Source organism: Winogradskyella sp. PG-2 (assembly GCF_000828715.1).
Taxonomy (GTDB): Bacteria; Bacteroidota; Bacteroidia; order Flavobacteriales; family Flavobacteriaceae; genus Winogradskyella.
This window is the reverse complement of the sequence record NZ_AP014583.1, coordinates 2772758-2792057: the sequence shown is the minus strand read 5'-3', so window position 1 is coordinate 2792057 and position 19300 is coordinate 2772758. Positions and strand designations below refer to the sequence as shown.

Genomic DNA, 19300 nt, shown 5'->3' with positions numbered 1-19300 from the left:
AAAATGGAAGCAACTGAAAAAGATATCCTACGCGGAGGTCAATTCCTAGTAAAAGAAACAAACTGTGAAGATGTATTCACACCAGAAGATTTTTCGGAAGAACAAAATATGATGAAAGAAGCGGTTATGGAATTCAATGACCGTGAAATTGTTGCTCATAAAGACAGGTTTGAGGCAAAAGATTACGCCTTAACGGAAGACGTTATGCGCAAAGCTGGTGAACTTGGTTTTCTTGGTGTAGCTGTTCCTGAAGCTTATGGAGGATTAGGAATGGGCTTTGTATCTACATGTTTAACATGTGATTACATTTCATCTGGAACAGGTTCTTTTAGTACTGCTTTCGGTGCTCATACAGGTATTGGCACAATGCCAATTACGTTATATGGAACAGAAGAGCAAAAACAAAAATATGTTCCTAAGCTAGCTACAGGCGAATGGTTTGGTGCGTATTGTTTGACTGAACCAGGTGCAGGATCTGATGCAAATTCTGGTAAAACAACTGCTGAATTAGCAGCTGACGGCAAGTCTTATAAAATCAACGGGCAAAAAATGTGGATCTCAAATGCAGGTTTTTGTAGCTTGATGATTGTATTCGCTCGTATTGAAGATGATAAGAACATTACTGGCTTTATTGTTGAATTTGATCCAGAAAATCCAAATGGCATAACATTAGGAGAAGAAGAACATAAATTAGGAATTAGAGCAAGTTCTACACGTCAAGTATTTTTTAACGATACTGTTGTATCAGTAGAGAATATGCTTGCAGGTCGTGGTGAAGGTTTTAAAATCGCTATGAATGCGCTGAATGTCGGTCGTATAAAATTAGCCGCTGCGTGCTTAGATTCGCAAAGACGTATTTTAACTACGGCTATAAATTATGCTAATGAGCGTAAGCAATTTAAAACACCTATTGCAGACTTTGGTGCTATAAAAATGAAATTAGCTAAAATGGCAGCTGATGCCTATGCTGGTGAATCTGCAACTTACAGAGCTGCCAAAAATATTGAAGATCGAATTTCTTTAAGAGTAGCTGCAGGAAATACACACCAAGAAGCTGAACTAAAAGGTGTTGAAGAGTATGCTATTGAGTGTTCTATACTTAAAGTAGCTGTTTCTGAAGATGTACAAAACTGTGCTGATGAAGGTATTCAAATCTTTGGAGGTATGGGATTCTCTGAAGAAACACCAATGGAAGCAGCTTGGAGAGATGCACGTATTGCACGTATCTATGAAGGAACTAATGAAATTAACAGAATGTTATCTGTTGGTATGTTGGTTAAGAAAGCTATGAAAGGTCATGTAGACTTATTGGGTCCTGCCCAAGCAGTGCAAGAAGAATTAATGGGAGTTCCTTCTTTTGAAACACCAGATTATTCAGAATTGTTTTCTGAAGAAAAAGAAATGATTAAGAAGCTCAAAAAGACTTTCTTAATGGTTGCTGGTGGTGCAGTTCAAAAATATGGACAAGATTTAGAAGCCCATCAACAGTTATTAGTTGCTGCTGCGGATATATTAATAGAAATATATATGGCTGAATCTGCTATCCTAAGAACAGAAAAGAACGCTAAGCGATTTGGTGAAGAAGCGCAATCTGTTCAGATCGCAATGTCTAAATTATACTTATATAATGCTATAAATATTATTGAAGATAAAGGTAAAGAGAGTATAATTTCTTTTGCTGAAGGTGATGAACAACGTATGATGCTTATGGGCTTAAAGCGTTTTACTAAATATCAGAACTATCCAGATATCGTTGACCTACGTAATGAGATAGCTGAAAAAGTTAAAGCTGAAAATAAATACTGCTTTTAAAATAAGTTAAAGTTAGAAAATCGAATTCATTAATTTCAATTGGATTTTCAATTTGTTCATGCAAAAAGGCTTCAAAACAGAAAGTTTTGAAGCCTTTTCTCACTAACTAACTAAATAAATCAAAAAATAAAAATTACTTCACGATTATTCTTTTATTGGCCATCCTATAATCTACTTAGATATAGGTTTTCATATTCAGTATAAGAACTTCATTAGTTCATAATCATATCTACAAATGAACTCGAGCAATGAATAAATCATTATTCATCTCTTCTATTACCACAATTTAATTTTCATTATTTAGGGTAATTACAAACCGGATGGAATAGTATTATACTAATTTTCAACTGTTTGATAGTGCAATAATAAATAAAAAAATCGACAAAAATAAACTTTTTATCGTTAAAGTGTATTTAAATGTAGTATTTAGCTTTTCAAAAACGAAAATTTCTTTACTTAACTTCTATAAAAAGATCAAGAAATAATAATAGAATTATTATATTTAGCATAATAACTGCTATTAACATGAAACGACTTTTTATTACAGCTATTTTAGCTTTATCTGCTTATACATTTGCTCAAACAAATCCTGATGTACATTTGTTTGATATAAGCAGACTAAACTATGATATTAGTGTAGCTAACCACAAAAATATATCGAGTAACGAAGGGTACGATAACCAACCTTCTTTTTTAAATGACGAACGCATTTTATATGCTTCCACGCGCAACGGTCAAACAGATATCATGCAGTATTTTAGTAATTACAGCTCAAAGGTTTGGCTTAATTTCACAGAGGATGGCGAATATTCTCCGATTAAGATCCCAAACAAAAATGCAGTTTCAGCCGTACGCTTAGATAAAGATGGCAAACAAGGTTTATATTCTTATAATTTGAGTAACGGTGAATCAACTCAACTTATTAAAGATTTAGTTGTAGCCTATTATACATGGTCAGATGAAAACACTGTTGTATCAGCAGTAATTGAAGGTGAAGATTTAAATCTATACGTAACAAATATAAGTGAAGGTACTAATAGAAAATTTGATACTAAAGTAGGGCGTTCATTTCATAAAATACCCAAGTCTAACTTAGTGAGCTATATTTCTAAAAAGAATGAAAAACAGTGGGAAATAAGGACGTTAAATACAACAACTGGTAAAACCAGACTATTAGCCTATACTATGCCAGGAATTGAGGATATATGCTGGTTAAATGGTCGAACTTTACTATCAGGAAAAAATAGTGTACTCTACAAATTAACTTTAAAACGTGATAATGATTGGAAGAAAGTTACTGACTTATCGTCTAACGGAATCACTAAAATAACACGACTTATTGTAAATGCTGCTAGTTCTAAACTACTAATTGTTGGTGATGTTGCCTCAAATAACCCTAAAGAAGGCAATACAGAAATAGTAACAGAACAAACAAGCGAGCAATTAACCGAAGAAAATGCTAAAATGGTTGCTATAGTACAAAGCCAATTAGAAGCCTATAATGCAAAAAATATTAATGCATTTATGGCTGCACACTCAAAGGATGTAGAAGTATATGATTTCCCTAGCAAACCCTTATCAAAAGGACAAGACCAAATGCGTAAAGACTATATTTCTTGGTTTAAAAACACACCAGATATAAAAGCTACAGTAAGTAAAAGGATAGTTCTTGGTAATAAAGTCATTGATGAAAAACAAATAACTGCTAACGGTAAAGTATTTAACACAGTAGCTATTTATGAAATTGAAGACGGACTTATTTCTAAAGTAACCTATATTAGATAATGTAACATTTTAAAACATATCCATAGTCATAGTTAAATTACCCATAACTACAATTACTGTCCCTACTTTTTAAAACCAACCGTCAATGGGACTATTTTGGGATCTTATCCAACAAAGCGAAATCGAGGAACAAAAAGGCAAAGCCGAATCCTTAGAAGGACGTGTAAAACAATTAGAAGAAGAACTTACTAAAACTAAAGCACTACTTCTTAAAACTTTAAAAGTTTTAGAAGAGCGTTCTGGTAAAGATATCAATGACGATGGCCAGATAGGATAACTAGGATTAAAATCTTCAGAAAAATAAGATATAACCTTAACGTAGTTTAGCTCATTATATCAAATATTCCGTATCTTTTCAACTCAATTTTTTAAGATGATTAAATTCCTAACGTTTACTTTTTGCGTATTTACACTTGCTTTATTTTCTCAAGAGAAAACACTAGAACCCAAACTAGAAAACATAGCTTGGATAGCTGGTACATGGCATGGAGAAGCCTTTGGTGGACAAGCTGAAGAAATTTGGAGCGAACCTTCTAACGGTTCTATGATGGCAACTTTTAAATTCACAATTAATAATAGAGTATCATTCTACGAAATAGAAATCATAAGAGAATTAGAAAACACATTAGTCCTTCAATTAAAGCACTTTAGATCAGATCTTAAAGGTTGGGAGAATAAAGATGAAACTGTAGACTTTCCACTAAAAGAAATTACAGAAAATAAGGTCGTTTTTGAAGGAATGTATTTCGAGAAAATCTCTGAAAGTGAAATGAATGTTTATGTAGACATAGAGAATGACAAAGGCGATGTTGAAACTGCAAAATTCACTTATAGAAAAACTATAGAGCAAAAGAAAACCATTAAGCAACTTATAAAAGTTAAGCACACCGAAGTTGCTCCTACTCTAGATGGTTTAGCTAATGAGGCAATTTGGCAAAATGCACAATGGCAACCATTAGATCAGACATGGTTAGGAAATCAGCCAACCGAAGACGATTTTAAAGGTAAATACAAATTAGCATGGACAGAAGATGCCTTATACTTATTAGCAGAAATACAAGATGATAAACTTATAGATATTTACGAAGACCCATTGACAACATGGTGGGACGATGATTGTCTTGAGGTTTTTATTGATGAAGATAATAGTGGAGGACATCATCAGTTTACTCATAATGCTTTTGCCTATCATATTGCATTAGATGGCAATGTTGTGGATATGTCTACAAAAAGAGAAGGAAAACTCTATAACTCTCATGTGGCATCTAAGGTTTTAACAAAAGAGAATATATCTATTTGGGAAGTTAAAATTTCGCTTTATGATGATACTTATACTGATGATGGTAACAACACACCTTTAAAACTATATGCCAATAGAAATGTGGGTTTTGCCCTAGCCTATTGCGATAATGATAATAGCAAAACCAGAGAAAACTTTATAGGCTCAGTAGAAGTACAAGGAGATGATAAAAATAGAGGTTGGATTGATGCTGGTATATTCGGAACATTATTACTTGTTAAATAATAAAACTATCTAAAATGAAAAATACGATTCTTCTATTTTCAATACTATTTTCAATTTCAATTTCTGCACAAACTGATATAAAAATCTATGACATCATAGATGGTATTTCAGAAGAGCGCTTGCGAAACGATGTAAAAACTTTGGCTGATTTTGGTACACGACACACTTTAAGTGATACTGTTTCAGAAACCAGAGGAATTGGTGCAGCAAGGCGTTGGATAAAAGGACAGTTTGAAAAGATCTCTAAAGATTGTAATGATTGCTTAGAAGTGTTCTTTCAAAAAGATTTAGTAGAGAAAGGACGTAACCAACGTATTATAAAAGATATGATGGTGGTTAATGTCGTTGCCATACAACGTGGTACAAAATATCCTAATCGTTATATTATAATGAGTGGAGATATAGATTCAAGAGTTTCAGACCCTACTGACTTTACATCAGATTCACCAGGTGCTAATGACAATGCTACAGGTATGGCAGGTGCTATAGAAGCTGCAAGAGTTTTATCTAAATATAAGTTTGAAAGCAGTATTGTCTATTTAGGATTATCTGGTGAAGAACAAGGACTATTTGGTGGACAAGGGATGGCAAAATATGCACAAGACAATAATTGGGACATTATTGGTGTTTTAAATAATGATATGATAGGTAATATTTCTGGAGTTGATGGTGTCATAGATAATCGAACGTTCAGAATATTTTCTGAACCTACAACTACAGGTGAAAAAGATGCTGAAAAATTAAAACGTCAAGCAAGAGCACGTCGTTTTTATGGTGGTGAAGTTGATGGCATATCGCGTCAACTAGCACGATATGTATATACAACCACAAAAACCTATATGCCAGAAATGAATCCAATGATGGTCTATCGTTTAGATCGTTTTGGACGTGGTGGACATCATAGACCATTTAATGATGTTGGTTTTGCAGGTATCCGAATTATGGAAGCACATGAAAATTATACACAACAACATCAGGATATTAGAACTGAAAATGGAATCAATTATGGAGACACCTTTGAGCATGTTAATTTTCCATATTGTAAAAAACTGACAGCTGTTAATTCAATAGCAATGGCAAACCTTGCTTCAGCTCCACCTTCGCCAAAAGAAGTAGGTATTGGTGGTATTGTAGAAGCTTCAGCCAAATTACAATGGAACAATGTTGAAGGAGCAAAAGGTTACAAAGTCTATTGGAGAGATACAACCTCTCCAACTTGGGATAACAGTCGTTATGTCGGAAATGTTACAGAGTTTACGTTAAATGGTATTGTTATTGATAATTTCCTTTTTGGAGTTGCTAGTGTTGGTGAAGATGGTCATGAAAGTATGGTAGTGTTTCCAAACAAAATAATTAGATAATATATTATCATTCCTGCAAAGACAAGAATCTACAAATCATAATATGAATATGATTCAGAAACTAAAACCATTAACTCCAGAATTATTCATTCTTGGTTCAATCATATATTATTGGATAGCATCCTCATGGTTAAATCCAATTGCAGTAGTCTTGTTACTGATTATTAGTTTTCAAATCTTTAAACAGAAAATAACTTCAGGTATAATTATCACAATCATATTTATTATACTTAATCTATATATGGTACTTGCCTTAATCTCAGAACTATCAGAATTTGAAAGCGTCACTACTAATTTCAAAGTTATGCTTCTATTCGGTGGAATTTATTTAGGACTAAATTTACTTTTAGGGTTCTTAATGCTAATTAAATACTTAAAAAAAGCGAATGCAAAACAATTACAACAAACTATATCTTAACTATCTATTAGGTTTCTTAGTGTTTTTAATCACTATCAATGTAGAAGCGCAATTACTTCAAGATAAGACAAATTTCAACAGACAAGATACACTTAGGGGAAGTATTACACCAGAACGTTCTTGGTGGGATTTAACTTATTATCATCTCGATATAGAAGTAAAACCTGATGAAAAATTTATTTATGGTAAAAACACAATCCAATATAAAGTATTAGAACCAAATGAGGTAATGCAAATAGATTTGCAAGAGCCAATGGAAATCACAAAAGTAATCCAAGACGGAAAAATACGCGCAATAAAACGCGAAGGAAATGTATTTTATATAATGCTTGGTGAACAACATGTTGGCGATATAAATGCAATCGAAATCCATTACAAAGGATACCCAAAGGAAGCTAAGCGTGCACCTTGGGACGGTGGCTTTTCTTGGAAAAAGGACCAAAATGGACAACATTTTATCGCAACATCTTGTCAAGGTTTAGGAGCAAGTGTATGGTGGCCAAATAAAGACCACATGTACGATGAAGTAGATAGTATGTTGATTAGTGTAACTATTCCCAAAGGGTTAACTAATGTTTCCAATGGTCGACTAAGAAAACTAGAGGATTTAGGAGACAAGTTAAAATCACACTGGTTTGTCAATAACCCAATCAATAACTATGGAATCAATGTAAATATTGGTGACTATGTGAATTTTTCTGAGGTATATGAAGGGGAAAAAGGCAATCTAGATATAGACTATTGGGTACTTAAAGACAATCTTGAAAAAGCCAAAGAACACTTTAAAGATGCACCAAAAATGATAAAAGCTTTTGAGCATTGGTTTGGCCCATACCCTTTCTATGAAGATAGCTTTAAGTTAGTGGAAGTACCCTATTTAGGAATGGAACACCAAAGTTCTGTCACTTATGGAAATCAATATAAAAAAGGGTATTTGGGTAGAGATTTATCGCGTACAGGTTGGGGTTTAAAATGGGATTTCATTATTGTACATGAAGGTGGTCATGAGTGGTTTGCTAATAATATCACTAACAAAGATGTAGCAGACATGTGGGTTCATGAAGGATTTACAGCCTATTCAGAGAATCTGTTTTTAGACTATTATTATGGTAAAGAGGCTTCTGCAGATTATGTGATCGGCACACGTGTTAATATTAAAAATGATAGACCTCTTATTGGTTACTACGATGTAAACAAAGAAGGTTCTAGCGATATGTATTATAAGGGATCTAACTTACTTCATACGCTTCGTCAACTTGTTGAAGATGATCAATTATGGAGACAAATTCTTCGAGGTTTAAATTTTGAATTTTATCATCAAACGGTGACTACTAAGCAGATTGAAGATTATATTAGTAAAATAGCTAAGAAAGACTTAAGTGCCTTTTTTAATCAGTATTTGAGGGATATACGAATTCCCACTTTAGAATATAAAATAGAAAATAGTGAACTTAAATTCCGTTATGTAAATATTGTAAAAGACTTTGATATGCCTATTGAAGTAGAAATTGGCGGAAAAACAGAGTGGATTTTTCCTAATTCTAAATGGAAGACAAAAACTATTGAAAGTACAGACTTTAAAGTCGATAGAGATTATTACATCTACTCAAAACAACTTTAATTTTGGAATACCCAGAACTCTATTTTGAACGCGATATCGACTTCGACGATTGGTTATTAACCAATCATGACATACACAAAGCTGTATATATTGTATTCTATAAATTAGAAACTAAAATGCCTACCATGCGTTGGGAAGAAGCTGTTAAAGTCGCCCTTTGTTTTGGTTGGATAGATTCTACGGTAAAAAGTTTAGGTGGGAGAAAATGCATACAATACTTTTCACCAAGAAATCCTAAAAGTACCTGGAGTGCGCTCAACAAAAAGTATATCATAGAACTTGATAAAGCAGGACTAATTCAAGAATCTGGATGGAAACTCATTAATCTTGCTAAAGAAACTGGCAAGTGGACCGAAATGGATGATGTAGAAAATGGTTTAATTCCAAAAGAGTTAAAAGATGCATTTGACAAAAATGAACGTGCTTTTGAGAACTATCAAAAATTTTCAAAAGGTTATAGAAAAAGTTATTTATCATGGTTGCACAGTGCAAAACGCGAAGCCACTAGACAAAAAAGAATCGCAGAGATTATTAAACTCTGCGATGCTAATATTAAAAGTCGTGATACTTGGTAATTTACAACCCACTTATATAACTTCCATAAGGGTCTTGAAACTTCAAGCCTTCAGAATAACGATATTTACTCAATTTTTTAAACTGCGTTAGCCCCCAAAGAATAAATTCTTTTTCAAAATATACGTCACGATTATCAATATCTGGTTGATAATCTGCAATCAACGTATCTAGAGGTAATATCTCATCTAACTTAGCTTTATATTTTGAATCATCAAAATCATCTAAAAGCTCAAAACCATCTCCATTAAAGAACCAAGAAATTAAATCATCATAAGGTGTTTCTTCATCTTGCTTTTCTAATTTTTCAATCTTTGGAAAATACTTAGGAAATAAAGTTTTAACTGCAGATTCCAAAAGATAATTAGCTACATAATCAGCTCCTTCTTGTTCACCTTCATATACCAATTCAACTTTTCCTGTTATTGCAGGAATCACTCCAATAAAATCAGATAATCGTACTGAAGTAGTTTCATCACCAGATATTAAGGCACGACGTTCTGCAGTGCTTAATAAGTTTTCAAAAGCCGTAATACTCATACGAGCACTAACTCCGCTCTTTACATCAACAAATTCACTTTCTCTGGCTTCAAAACTGATTTGCTCTAATACATCTTTAGCTAATTCTGGTACATAGACAGAATTTGCTTGTCTATCATCTAATTTTGCTTCTTGAGAGGTTATTATTCTAGCCGTTTCTACTGTTTCTGGATAATGCGTTAAGATTTGAGAACCTATTCTATCTTTTAAAGGTGTTACAATACTTCCCCTATTTGTGTAATCCTCTGGATTTGCTGTAAACACAAATTGCATGTCTAATGCTAAACGTAGTTTAAAACCTCTAATTTGAATATCGCCTTCTTGCAAAATATTGAACAATGCTACTTGAATTCGAGCTTGTAAATCTGGTAATTCATTGATTACAAATATGCAGCGGTTTGCACGAGGAATCATTCCATAATGAATCACGCGATCATCTGCATAACTCAATTTTAAATTTGCTGCTTTAATAGGATCTACATCACCAATAATATCAGCCACAGTTACATCTGGTGTTGCTAATTTTTCAGCAAAACGATCATCACGATGCAACCAAGCTATAGGTGTTTCATCACCTTTATCAGCTACTAATTCTTTAGCAAATCTTGATATAGGTTGCAAAGGGTCATCATTAATCTCAGAACCTTTAACTAAAGGAATATATTCATCCAATAAATTCACCATCATACGTGCTAAACGTGTTTTCGCTTGCCCTCTAAGTCCTAATAAATTAATATTATGTCTAGATAAAATAGCTCTCTCAAGTTCAGGAATTACAGTATTTTCATAACCATGAATACCTTCAAACGTTGTTACTTTATTTTTTATGTTTTCAATAAGGTTATCTCTCAATTCATCTTTTATAGATTTTGATTGATAGCCAGATTGTTTTAGTTCACCTAATGTTTTAATCTTTTGAATATTCATCTTTATCCTTTAATTCTTTTCTTTCTGTTGTTTTCGTAATCTTCAAATATCATTTCTCCGAGTCCTTTGAGACCTGTATAGAAAGCTTTACCTCTATTGGCTTGCGTAAACTCTCTAATAAATCGCATTAAATAAGGATCTTCTGCAATCATAAATGTAGTAATAGGTATATGTAATCGTCTTGCCTGTTCTGCCATCGTATAACACTTATTAGTAATAAATGGATCTAGACCATTACTGTTCTTATAGTATTGTCCATCTGGCATACGCAAGCAACTTGGTTTACCATCTGTTATCATAAAAATCTGCTTGTTAGTATTCCGTTTTCTACGCAACATATCCATTGCTAATTGTAAGCCTGCAACAGTATTCGTATGGTATGGACCAACTTTAAGATATGGTAATTCTTTTATTTTAATAGGCCAAGCATCATTACCGAATACTAAGATTTCTAAGGTGTCCTTAGGATATCGTGTGGTAATTAATTCTGCCAAAGCCATAGCCACTCTTTTAGCTGGAGTAATTCGATCCTCACCATAGAGAATCATGCTGTGGCTAATATCTATCATTAACACAGTACTCATCTGACTTTTATGAAGAGTTTCTTCAACTACTAAATCATCTTCAGTTAAACTAAAATCACCTATACCATTATTAATTTGCGCATTTCTAATGCTTTCAGTCATGGAAACTTTATCTAAATTATCACCAAATTGATAAGCTCTGAAATTACCAGTATGTTCATCTCCAAGACCAACTCCTTTGCTTTTATGATTACCTGAACCACTACGTTTAATCTTTCCGAAAATATGGTCTAAAGCTTGTTGACGAATCGCACGCTCAGTTTTTGCAGTAATGGTTGTTTTACCTTTACCATCACCATTTCCTGTTGGGTCAATCTCTTCTCTTATATAACCTTTATTCTTTAGGTCTTCTATAAAATCATCTATAGTATACTCAGGAGTTGTTAATTCATATTCTTTGTCAAGCTGACGAAGCCAATCTATAGCTTCATCAAAATCACCAGATGTATATGTTATGAGTTCCTTAAATATCTCAAAGAGTTTGTCAAAAGGAGATTGATTAGGAGCTTCGTAGGTCTTGAACACAAAACCCGATGTTTTTCTTTTGTCCTTCATAGTTATGTAAAAATAAAGCTTTTTCGAATCAAAAAATAGTGTTAAGAACAACTTAACAACTCATTAAGAATTCTATCATTTCTTTTGCTTAATTTTAAGCATTACTTAACTAACCTTAATATAATGAAGAATCTCTTTTCTATTGTTATGCTATTCTGCATAACGCTTGTTTCTGCACAAGAATTTTCAATGGACATGGTCAAAAATATGGCACCGCGAAATATTGGTCCTGGTGGCATGTCTGGTCGTGTTACCGCAATAGATGTGGTAAACAGTAATACTGATGTGATGTACGTAGGTACTGCCTCTGGTGGTCTCTGGAAATCAAATTCTGGTGGAATCACATGGGAACCAATTTTCGAAAAGCAATTAACAGCTTCTATTGGAGCAGTAGAAATACAGCAATCTAATCCAAGTGTGATTTGGGTCGGTACTGGAGAGGGAAATCCTCGTAATTCATTGAATGGTGGTTTTGGTGTATACAAATCCCTTGATGGAGGTAAAACATGGATGGCAATGGGTCTTGAAAACACAAGACATATTCATCGTATTGTAGTTGACCCAACAAATCCAGATGTAGTTTATGTTGGTGCAATTGGTTCCCCTTGGGGAGAACATCCAGAACGTGGTGTTTTTAAAACTACTGACGGCGGAAAAACATGGAATAAAATTTTATTCACTAATAATAAAACAGGTGTTGCAGATTTAATAATGGATCCTACAAATCCAAACAAGTTAATTGCTGCAATGTGGGAACATAAACGTGACCCTTGGTTCTTCAATTCTGGAGGTAAAGGCTCTGGTTTGCATATTACGCATGATGGTGGAAAAACTTGGAAGAAAATAACAGAAGATGATGGTTTCCCTCAAGGGAATTTAGGACGTATTGGTATAGCAATCGCACCAAATAAACCAAATATTATTTATGCCTTAGTAGAAGCAAAAAAGAACGCACTCTATAAAAGTGAAGATGGTGGTTCTAAATGGAAAAAGGTAAATGATAAAAATGATATTGGTAATCGTCCATTTTACTATTCTGAAATCTATGTCGATCCACAAAATGAAAATCGTGTATATTCTGTATTTACTTACGTGAATGTTTCAGAAGATGGCGGGAAAAATTTCTCGCAATTGATGCCTGCTTATGGTGTAAGTAATGGTGTTCATCCAGATCATCATGCCTGGTGGATTCATCCTGAAAATGGAAACTTTATGATTGATGGCAATGATGGTGGTATGAATATCACTAAAGATGGTGGAAAAACTTGGCGCTTTATTGGCAACTTACCTGTGGCGCAATTCTATCATATTAATGTAGATAACGAATTTCCTTATAACGTCTATGGTGGTATGCAAGACAATGGATCTTGGAGAGGACCAGCTTATGTTTGGCGTGCTCAAGGGATTAGAAACAGCTATTGGCAAGAAATCAGTTTTGGTGATGGTTTTGATGTGGTGCCAGACAGAGATGATTCGCGTTATGGATGGTCTATGAGTCAACAAGGTTATGTCAGCAGATACGATTGGCAAACAGGAAATAATTATGGTGTACGTCCAACACATCCAGATCCAGATGTACGTTTACGTTTTAACTGGAATTCTGCTATAAACATTGACCCTTTTGATAATAGTACACTTTACTTTGGAAGTCAGTTTGTACATAAATCAACTGATAAGGGTGAAACTTGGACGGTTATTTCTCCAGACTTATCAACCAATGATCCAGAGAAACAAAAGCAATCTGAAAGTGGTGGTCTAAGTATGGATGCTACTGGTGCAGAAAACCATACTACTATCTTAGTTATTGAACCTTCAGTACTTGAAAAAGATATGCTTTGGGCTGGTACTGATGACGGACGAGTACACTACACAACTGACGGAGGAAACAATTGGAATGATGTGTCTAAAAACTTAAAGGGTTTACCAGAAGGTAGTTGGATCGCACAAATAAAAGCCTCTAATAAAAATAAAGGCGAAGCACTTTTAATCGCCAATGATTATAGACGTTTTAATTATACGCCTTATGCTTATAGAACAAAAAACTATGGTAAGACCTGGGAACGTATTGTAGATGAAAACGATGTGCAAAGTTATACATTAGCTATCGTTGAAGATTTAGTAGAACCAAATCTACTATTCTTAGGAACAGATGATGGTTTATATATTTCTGTAAATGCTGGTAAAAAATGGACCAAATGGACTGAAGGTTTCCCAACAACATCAGTAAAAGATTTGGTAATTCAACCAAGAGAACACGATTTAGTAATAGGTACTTTTGGTCGTGCTGCTTGGGTTTTAGATGATATAAGACCATTAAGAGCAATCGCTAACGACGCATCTGTAATAACTTCAACTATTATGTTATTTGATCCACCAACAGCATATCAAGCTGCTTATCAGCAACCAACAGGAAGTCGTTTTGGTGCAGATGCCATGTACCATGGTGATAATAGAGAATATGGAGCTCAGCTTGCATATATGTTCAATAAAAAAGAACAGCCTAAATCAGATAAAAAGGATAAAGATGAAGACGAAACAGGTTCTGAAAAAGAAGAGTCAAAAGTAAAGTGGGATTCGCTAACCTTAAAATTTTATGATGAAGCACGCTTAATAAGAACATTAAAGCTAAAAGCTCCTAAAGAAAACGGCATCCACAAATTATCTTGGTTTATGACTGAAGCTGGAGTGAGTAGACCATCTCGTCGAATTAGAAAGCAAACTAGAGAACCAGGTGGTGTAAATGTTAAGCCAGGATTTTATAAAGCTGAATTACATTATGGAGACCAAATGTCTGAAACAACTATTAAAGTAGAATCTGATCCACGATTAGAAGTATCTCAAAAGAATATTGATGAAGTTTATGCTGCGGCTAAAAAGTTAGAAAAAATGCAAGAAACGGCTGCAAATGCTGTAAAGCAATTAGTGGAAAGCAAAACGATTGCTGAAACTTATAAAAAGAACTTATCTAAACTAGATAAAGAAAAATATAAGGATCAAATTAAAGGTTCTAAAGACATTGTAAAATCAATAGACAGCTTAATAGATAAATATTTAGGTAAAGTTGACAAACGTCAAGGAATTACGAGAAATCCAGAAGTGACACCTTTACAACGTCTTCGTTTCGCTAATAATTATGTATCCAATAGTCAGACAGGATTAACCTCAACCGAAACAACTTTAATGAAACATGCAAAAGATGCTTTAGGTAAATTGATAGGTGAGACTAATAGTTTCTTTAATACAGCTTGGAAAAATTACCAAAGTAGTATGAAACAAATTCAAATGGATCCTTTTAAAGAGACTAAGACTTTTGGTTTAGATTGATTAAGCATGCTCAAAAGTTTACCATTTGAAGTCACTTTAGCTGATAAACAAAGTGTAATTCTACCAGAAAAACCGATTCGAGCTTTTATTGATCAAAATCATAAACGTGTAAAAGTTACTGCTACATTTGAAAACCAACATATTGAATTCTATGCAGCATTAAAAAAAGAAAAAACAGGTCTATTTCAGATTTACTTTAGCAAAAACAAGCAAAAAGAATTAGGGATTTTTATGAACGATTACTTTACTCTTCAAGTTTTTGAAGATACTTCAAAGTATGGTGTTGACATGTCTGAAGAGTTAGAAGCTGTTCTTATGAGTGATTATGAAGCTTGCACTATATTCGAGAGTTTAACACCAGGTAGAAAACGCAGTATTATTTATACAATCTCTAGATATAAATCAGCTCAAATGAGGGTAAATAAAGCTTTATTAATCACAGAAAACTTAAAACGTGGCATCACAGATCCAAAACTTTGGTTAAAGAAGAATTAATATCTTTTTTGCGTGTACGCAATTATCTACTTAACTTTACTAAAAACTAATCCTATTACCATGAAAAATTTAAAATTAGCACTACTAGCATTCATAATTGTTTTCGCAACAGCTTGTAAAGACAATAAAAAAGAGAATGAAGAAACAGAAGATACTAACGAACAAGTATCTACTGAAAATGAAGTAGTAAAAATTTCTATTGCACCTCTAACAGATTCACCAGCATATGCTGATGCTAAATTGATGTTAGATACTTCTGAAACAATGGTGATTTCTGAAGCAAGTGAAGTTGATTTCGACTTTGGATTAGAGAATTATGCTCTTGGTGAGATTACAGATAGTCCTAATAAAGAAAAATTAGCAAATTCAGGAAAAGGACAGCACATTCATTTTATACTTAACAACCAACCTTACTCTGCTCATTATGAACCTAACATAAAAAAAGAAATTCCAGCAGGTGTTCATCATTTAGTTGCTTTTTTAAGTCGTTCGTATCATGAGTCTGTAAAAAATGATAACTCTATGGTGGTAAGAAAACTTGTCGTTGGTGAAAATGCCGAAGATAGTTTAGGTCTTCAAATGGATTCACCAACATTAATATATAGCCGACCAAAAGGAACATACGTTGGGAAAGATGCTGAAAATATTCTTTTAGACTTTTTTGTTTTAAATACTGAACTGTCAGAAACAGGTCATAAAGTCATTGCAACTATTAATGGTGAAGAGTTTACAATTACACAATGGGTACCACATGTAATAACTGGCTTACCGATGGGAGAAGTAAGCATTGCCCTTAAAATAGTTGATACTGAAGGAAATATACTTCCAGGACCATTCAATAGTGTTGAACGTAAAGTCACCTTGAAGGCGCTATAGATTGAGGTAAAAACACTTTAGTACAAATATTAAAATTATTACGGGTAATAACTTTTATGTTACTTCTTAAAATCCCTTTGGATTCTATGAATTAGCTCTTCAAGTCCATTGATTTTAATATCATGCATTTGTAGCATCATACGTCCTAGTTTACCTTCTGGAAATCCTTTTTGTTTAAACCAGGTATAATAGTATTCTGGGACATCGACTAAATACCTGTCCTTGTATTTACCAAAAGGCATTTTATAATGTGCAAGTTCTATAAGTGCTTCCTTGCTACCCTCTATGTTCATTTAGTTTAATTGCTAATTATATTCTTAATGATGTAGTAATGGCTCAAGGTATTTATTTAGACTTGTATTCATCTAATTTTTTTAGTTCTTCTTTTATGAAAGCTTCCCATTGCTTTTGCATTTCAACATTTATAGAATGATTACTTTGAGTATCATATCGTATTTGAGTTTCACCAAGTGCTTCATTAATAGCAACATGTAAACGATTCATTTGTTCTTTTACATTTTGGTTCACAACCAAACGCTCTAGTTGTTTTCTAAATTTACGAGCATATAATTCAGTAATATCAAAATGCAACTGCTCATGCCCTAGTATATAAGTATTTTCTTTATCTACTATATACCAAGATTTATTTGGGTAAAAATGGGCTTCAACTGAAGCAGAAAACCCTATAATTCGGTCTCCAGAAGTCTTAACAGAATAACCAAACGTAATACCAGAAGCTGTTAGTGCTACAGCATCAGAATTTGAATCTGCATCAGCTCTAAAATCATCCCAGGTTAAACGCCTCGATTCGTTCCAAGTCAATGTTTCTTCATGAGTATTTATACCAATTACAAAAAACAAAAAACAAAAAATGATATGCTTTATTTGCATAAGGAACAAGTTAATAGCGTATTGAATATACTTAGATTAAAACGCCATCTCTAAATTATTATTGCGCTTTAATCAGCTTTTACGATTCTTAAATTATCGTATTTAACAATATAAATAGCTTCATTAACATAGCCACCAAATAAAGATTTATTATATCTAAATTTGTTTTCGATATGTTCAGTTTCTATGTCAGCACTAGAGGCTTCAAATAAATTATCTTCAGAAGCTAATCGCATTAGAATGTCTAAAGTAATATCAAAACCACGAGCTACATACTTACTTGGTGATACACCATACTCTTTTCTGTAGGACCTTACAAAAGCATTAGATCTGCTTTCATCAAAATCTTTATTTACTGATGGGTAATGAAACTTTAAATTAGAGAGATTATTATTATCTATATTTTTACCTTCAAAAGCTTTGTTTTTATCTAAAGTTGCTAATACAATCTCTGTTCTATCTACAATCAACCCATTAAGCATACTAATTACGCTTGATGCAAATGCATTACTACTCGTCTCTAAAAACACAATAGTTTTACCTGCCTTAAATACATTTTCTAAATCTGTTTCGTATATAAAAAATCCATCAATTGGGTTCTTTTTATTCGTACGCGATAAAATCAATTTTGCACCATCAAATTCCGCTTTTAAAGCTTCACTAGAGGCTTTATGAGCTCTATCTGAAATAATAATTACCTCCGTTTTTAAACTATCTGCTTTAACAAAATCTATCATCGTTTTACGCAGAAGTTTATCTTCAGGCACGGTCTGAAATACATTACTATAAACTTTTTTCGGCTTCTTCATTGCAGCAATAACAGGAACATTATCTCTTTTTAAAGCTGAAGCAACACGATCGAAATTTCCTTCTTCCATTGGCCCAATTACTGCATCATAGTCTGAAAAATCATTATCACTTAATAATTTTCCTGTCGCACCAGAATTATATTGAGTGTCTAATACTTTTAAGTCTGTTGAGATTCCTAATTGTTTTGCAGAATCTAATGCCATTGTAACTCCTACATGAAAATCTAACACAACAGAAAGCAATCTGCTATTTTTAATCATAGCCTTTGACTCGGCAATAGAATCTACATCAATTCTATTTAACCGATAAGGCATCATTAAAGCTATCTTTTTAGTCTTAAAATTAGTCAATTTAGAGGCTAGACTCGTTGTCTCTACAGCACTTAAATTACCCGCAACATCAACCTCAGAAGGAATTTTTAAAACCATACCAGCTTTTAAACCCGTTTCTTTTAATTCTGGATTGAGTACTTCTAATTGTTCTTGGGATAATCCTAATTTTTTTTCTAATCTATAAAACCCTTCTTTTGGTAAAACTTCATAATAATTAGAAGTCATTTCAATTGACTTCTCTTCCTTATCTTTAATATTAGGAACGTTGAGCTCATCACCTGGCTGAATAACTTCACTCATTCCTGGATTTAAATTCTCTAACTCAGCAACAGTAATTCCGAATTTGTAGGCAATTCGCCATTTACCTTCACTTGGTAGTACTTTATACTTTTTAACTGTATTGCTATAAGTTTGCTTAGATATTACTGTTCTATATCGTGGAATTCTTATTCTATCCCCTTTTTTTAGATTTTCAGAATATAAAAAACGATTTGCTTTCTTTATTTCTTCTTCAGAAACAGCATATTTTTTAGATAAACCATACAAGGTTTCTTTACGCTTTACTTTATGTTTTTTATAACCAATAAGTTCACGAAACTCTTCTTCAATAGGTTCGTTCTTAATTTTGGAGTTAGGAATAATTAAAACGGAATTTGGCTGAAAGTTTGACTTAGCATCAGGGTTTAAAGCATAAATATCGAAAGGAGTCACCAAATACTGCTTTGCAATACTCTCAATTGTTTCACCTGATTTTACTTTATGTTCTTGATAGTTTTGAGCACTTAGTGTTACGGTAAACGCAATTAGTATAATGGTTAAAATATGTTTCATATTATATGTTTTAGCTAATCCTATTTTTAGAAACAAATTC

16 protein-coding genes are annotated in these 19300 nt (G+C 33.2%); 11 read left to right on the top strand and 5 right to left on the bottom strand.

Going from position 1 to position 19300, the window contains the following annotated elements; translation table 11 throughout:
- The first annotated feature begins 3 nt into the window (after positions 1-3).
- From WPG_RS12470 to WPG_RS12435, 8 genes are all read left to right on the top strand, one after another.
- Positions 4-1812 (top strand): acyl-CoA dehydrogenase family protein, encoded by a 1809-nt coding sequence (locus tag WPG_RS12470; protein WP_045473192.1) that lies wholly within the window; start codon positions 4-6, stop codon positions 1810-1812.
- Between the two features lie 525 nt (positions 1813-2337).
- Positions 2338-3597 carry a nuclear transport factor 2 family protein gene (locus WPG_RS17555; RefSeq protein WP_052471266.1) on the top strand — a complete coding sequence of 420 codons (1260 nt, stop codon included), beginning with the start codon at positions 2338-2340 and terminating at the stop codon, positions 3595-3597.
- A gap of 85 nt (positions 3598-3682) precedes the next feature.
- Complete coding sequence (locus WPG_RS12460; RefSeq protein WP_045473190.1) at positions 3683-3874, top strand: hypothetical protein; 192 nt, start codon at positions 3683-3685, stop codon at positions 3872-3874.
- A gap of 96 nt (positions 3875-3970) precedes the next feature.
- Positions 3971-5122 carry a DUF6265 family protein gene (locus WPG_RS17915; RefSeq protein WP_084221582.1) on the top strand — a complete coding sequence of 384 codons (1152 nt, stop codon included), beginning with the start codon at positions 3971-3973 and terminating at the stop codon, positions 5120-5122.
- Positions 5123-5136: 14 nt separating this feature from the next.
- On the top strand, positions 5137-6483 hold the full coding sequence (locus WPG_RS12450; protein WP_045473188.1) for a M28 family peptidase: 1347 nt from the start codon (positions 5137-5139) through the stop codon (positions 6481-6483).
- Positions 6484-6532: 49 nt separating this feature from the next.
- A complete protein-coding gene (locus WPG_RS12445; RefSeq protein ID WP_144374474.1) occupies positions 6533-6901 on the top strand; it encodes a hypothetical protein in 369 nt (122 codons plus the stop codon).
- Positions 6870-8522, top strand: a complete 1653-nt coding sequence (locus tag WPG_RS12440) for a M1 family metallopeptidase (RefSeq protein WP_045473183.1) — start codon at positions 6870-6872, stop codon at positions 8520-8522. The genes WPG_RS12445 and WPG_RS12440 overlap by 32 nt, the downstream gene beginning before the upstream one ends.
- Positions 8523-8524: 2 nt before the next feature.
- Complete coding sequence (locus tag WPG_RS12435; protein WP_045473181.1) at positions 8525-9097, top strand: YdeI/OmpD-associated family protein; 573 nt, start codon at positions 8525-8527, stop codon at positions 9095-9097.
- 1 nt (position 9098) lies between these two features.
- On the opposite strand, the gene WPG_RS12430 is transcribed toward WPG_RS12435, so the two are convergent.
- Both WPG_RS12430 and WPG_RS12425 read right to left on the bottom strand, forming a co-directional pair.
- On the bottom strand, positions 9099-10562 hold the full coding sequence (locus tag WPG_RS12430; RefSeq protein WP_045473178.1) for a hypothetical protein: 1464 nt from the start codon (positions 10560-10562) through the stop codon (positions 9099-9101).
- A gap of 2 nt (positions 10563-10564) precedes the next feature.
- Positions 10565-11701, bottom strand: a complete 1137-nt coding sequence (locus WPG_RS12425; protein WP_045473177.1) for a vWA domain-containing protein — start codon at positions 11699-11701, stop codon at positions 10565-10567.
- Positions 11702-11824: 123 nt separating this feature from the next.
- On the opposite strand from WPG_RS12425, the gene WPG_RS12420 reads away from it, so the two are divergent.
- From WPG_RS12420 to WPG_RS12410, 3 genes are read left to right on the top strand one after another with little or no spacing between them, the layout of a single operon-like run.
- The gene (locus tag WPG_RS12420; protein ID WP_045473174.1) at positions 11825-15025 is read left to right on the top strand and encodes a WD40/YVTN/BNR-like repeat-containing protein; all 3201 of its coding nucleotides are present in this window, start codon (positions 11825-11827) and stop codon (positions 15023-15025) included.
- 6 nt (positions 15026-15031) lie between these two features.
- Positions 15032-15520, top strand: a complete 489-nt coding sequence (locus WPG_RS12415; protein WP_045473170.1) for a YdeI/OmpD-associated family protein — start codon at positions 15032-15034, stop codon at positions 15518-15520.
- Between the two features lie 60 nt (positions 15521-15580).
- Entirely contained in the window at positions 15581-16396 is an 816-nt protein-coding gene (locus WPG_RS12410) for a hypothetical protein (RefSeq protein WP_045473167.1), read from the top strand.
- A gap of 59 nt (positions 16397-16455) precedes the next feature.
- Here the strand turns inward: WPG_RS12410 and WPG_RS12405 are convergent, their stop codons facing one another.
- The 3 genes from WPG_RS12405 to WPG_RS12395 form a co-directional block, all read right to left on the bottom strand.
- The gene (locus tag WPG_RS12405; protein WP_045473153.1) at positions 16456-16689 is read right to left on the bottom strand and encodes a DUF3820 family protein; all 234 of its coding nucleotides are present in this window, start codon (positions 16687-16689) and stop codon (positions 16456-16458) included.
- A gap of 52 nt (positions 16690-16741) precedes the next feature.
- Positions 16742-17287, bottom strand: coding sequence for a DUF922 domain-containing protein (locus WPG_RS12400; protein WP_045473150.1), 546 nt, complete (start codon positions 17285-17287; stop codon positions 16742-16744).
- A 68-nt stretch (positions 17288-17355) separates the two neighbouring features.
- Positions 17356-19260: a LysM peptidoglycan-binding domain-containing protein gene (locus WPG_RS12395; RefSeq protein ID WP_045475548.1), complete on the bottom strand. Its 1905-nt coding sequence runs from the start codon at positions 19258-19260 to the stop codon at positions 17356-17358.
- Between the last annotated feature and the right edge of the window lie 40 nt (positions 19261-19300).

Bases quoted from the DNA above. Each gene is read 5' to 3' on its own strand.
- WPG_RS12470 (WP_045473192.1), top strand. From the start codon at position 4: ATGGAAGCAACTGAAAAAGATATCCTACGCGGAGGTCAATTCCTAGTA.
- WPG_RS17555 (WP_052471266.1), top strand. From the start codon at position 2,338: ATGAAACGACTTTTTATTACAGCTATTTTAGCTTTATCTGCTTATACA.
- WPG_RS12460 (WP_045473190.1), top strand. From the start codon at position 3,683: ATGGGACTATTTTGGGATCTTATCCAACAAAGCGAAATCGAGGAACAA.
- WPG_RS17915 (WP_084221582.1), top strand. From the start codon at position 3,971: ATGATTAAATTCCTAACGTTTACTTTTTGCGTATTTACACTTGCTTTA.
- WPG_RS12450 (WP_045473188.1), top strand. From the start codon at position 5,137: ATGAAAAATACGATTCTTCTATTTTCAATACTATTTTCAATTTCAATT.
- WPG_RS12445 (WP_144374474.1), top strand. From the start codon at position 6,533: ATGATTCAGAAACTAAAACCATTAACTCCAGAATTATTCATTCTTGGT.
- WPG_RS12440 (WP_045473183.1), top strand. From the start codon at position 6,870: ATGCAAAACAATTACAACAAACTATATCTTAACTATCTATTAGGTTTC.
- WPG_RS12430 (WP_045473178.1), bottom strand. From the start codon at position 10,562: ATGAATATTCAAAAGATTAAAACATTAGGTGAACTAAAACAATCTGGC.
- WPG_RS12425 (WP_045473177.1), bottom strand. From the start codon at position 11,701: ATGAAGGACAAAAGAAAAACATCGGGTTTTGTGTTCAAGACCTACGAA.
- WPG_RS12420 (WP_045473174.1), top strand. From the start codon at position 11,825: ATGAAGAATCTCTTTTCTATTGTTATGCTATTCTGCATAACGCTTGTT.
- WPG_RS12415 (WP_045473170.1), top strand. From the start codon at position 15,032: ATGCTCAAAAGTTTACCATTTGAAGTCACTTTAGCTGATAAACAAAGT.
- WPG_RS12410 (WP_045473167.1), top strand. From the start codon at position 15,581: ATGAAAAATTTAAAATTAGCACTACTAGCATTCATAATTGTTTTCGCA.
- WPG_RS12405 (WP_045473153.1), bottom strand. From the start codon at position 16,689: ATGAACATAGAGGGTAGCAAGGAAGCACTTATAGAACTTGCACATTAT.
- WPG_RS12400 (WP_045473150.1), bottom strand. From the start codon at position 17,287: ATGCAAATAAAGCATATCATTTTTTGTTTTTTGTTTTTTGTAATTGGT.
- WPG_RS12395 (WP_045475548.1), bottom strand. From the start codon at position 19,260: ATGAAACATATTTTAACCATTATACTAATTGCGTTTACCGTAACACTA.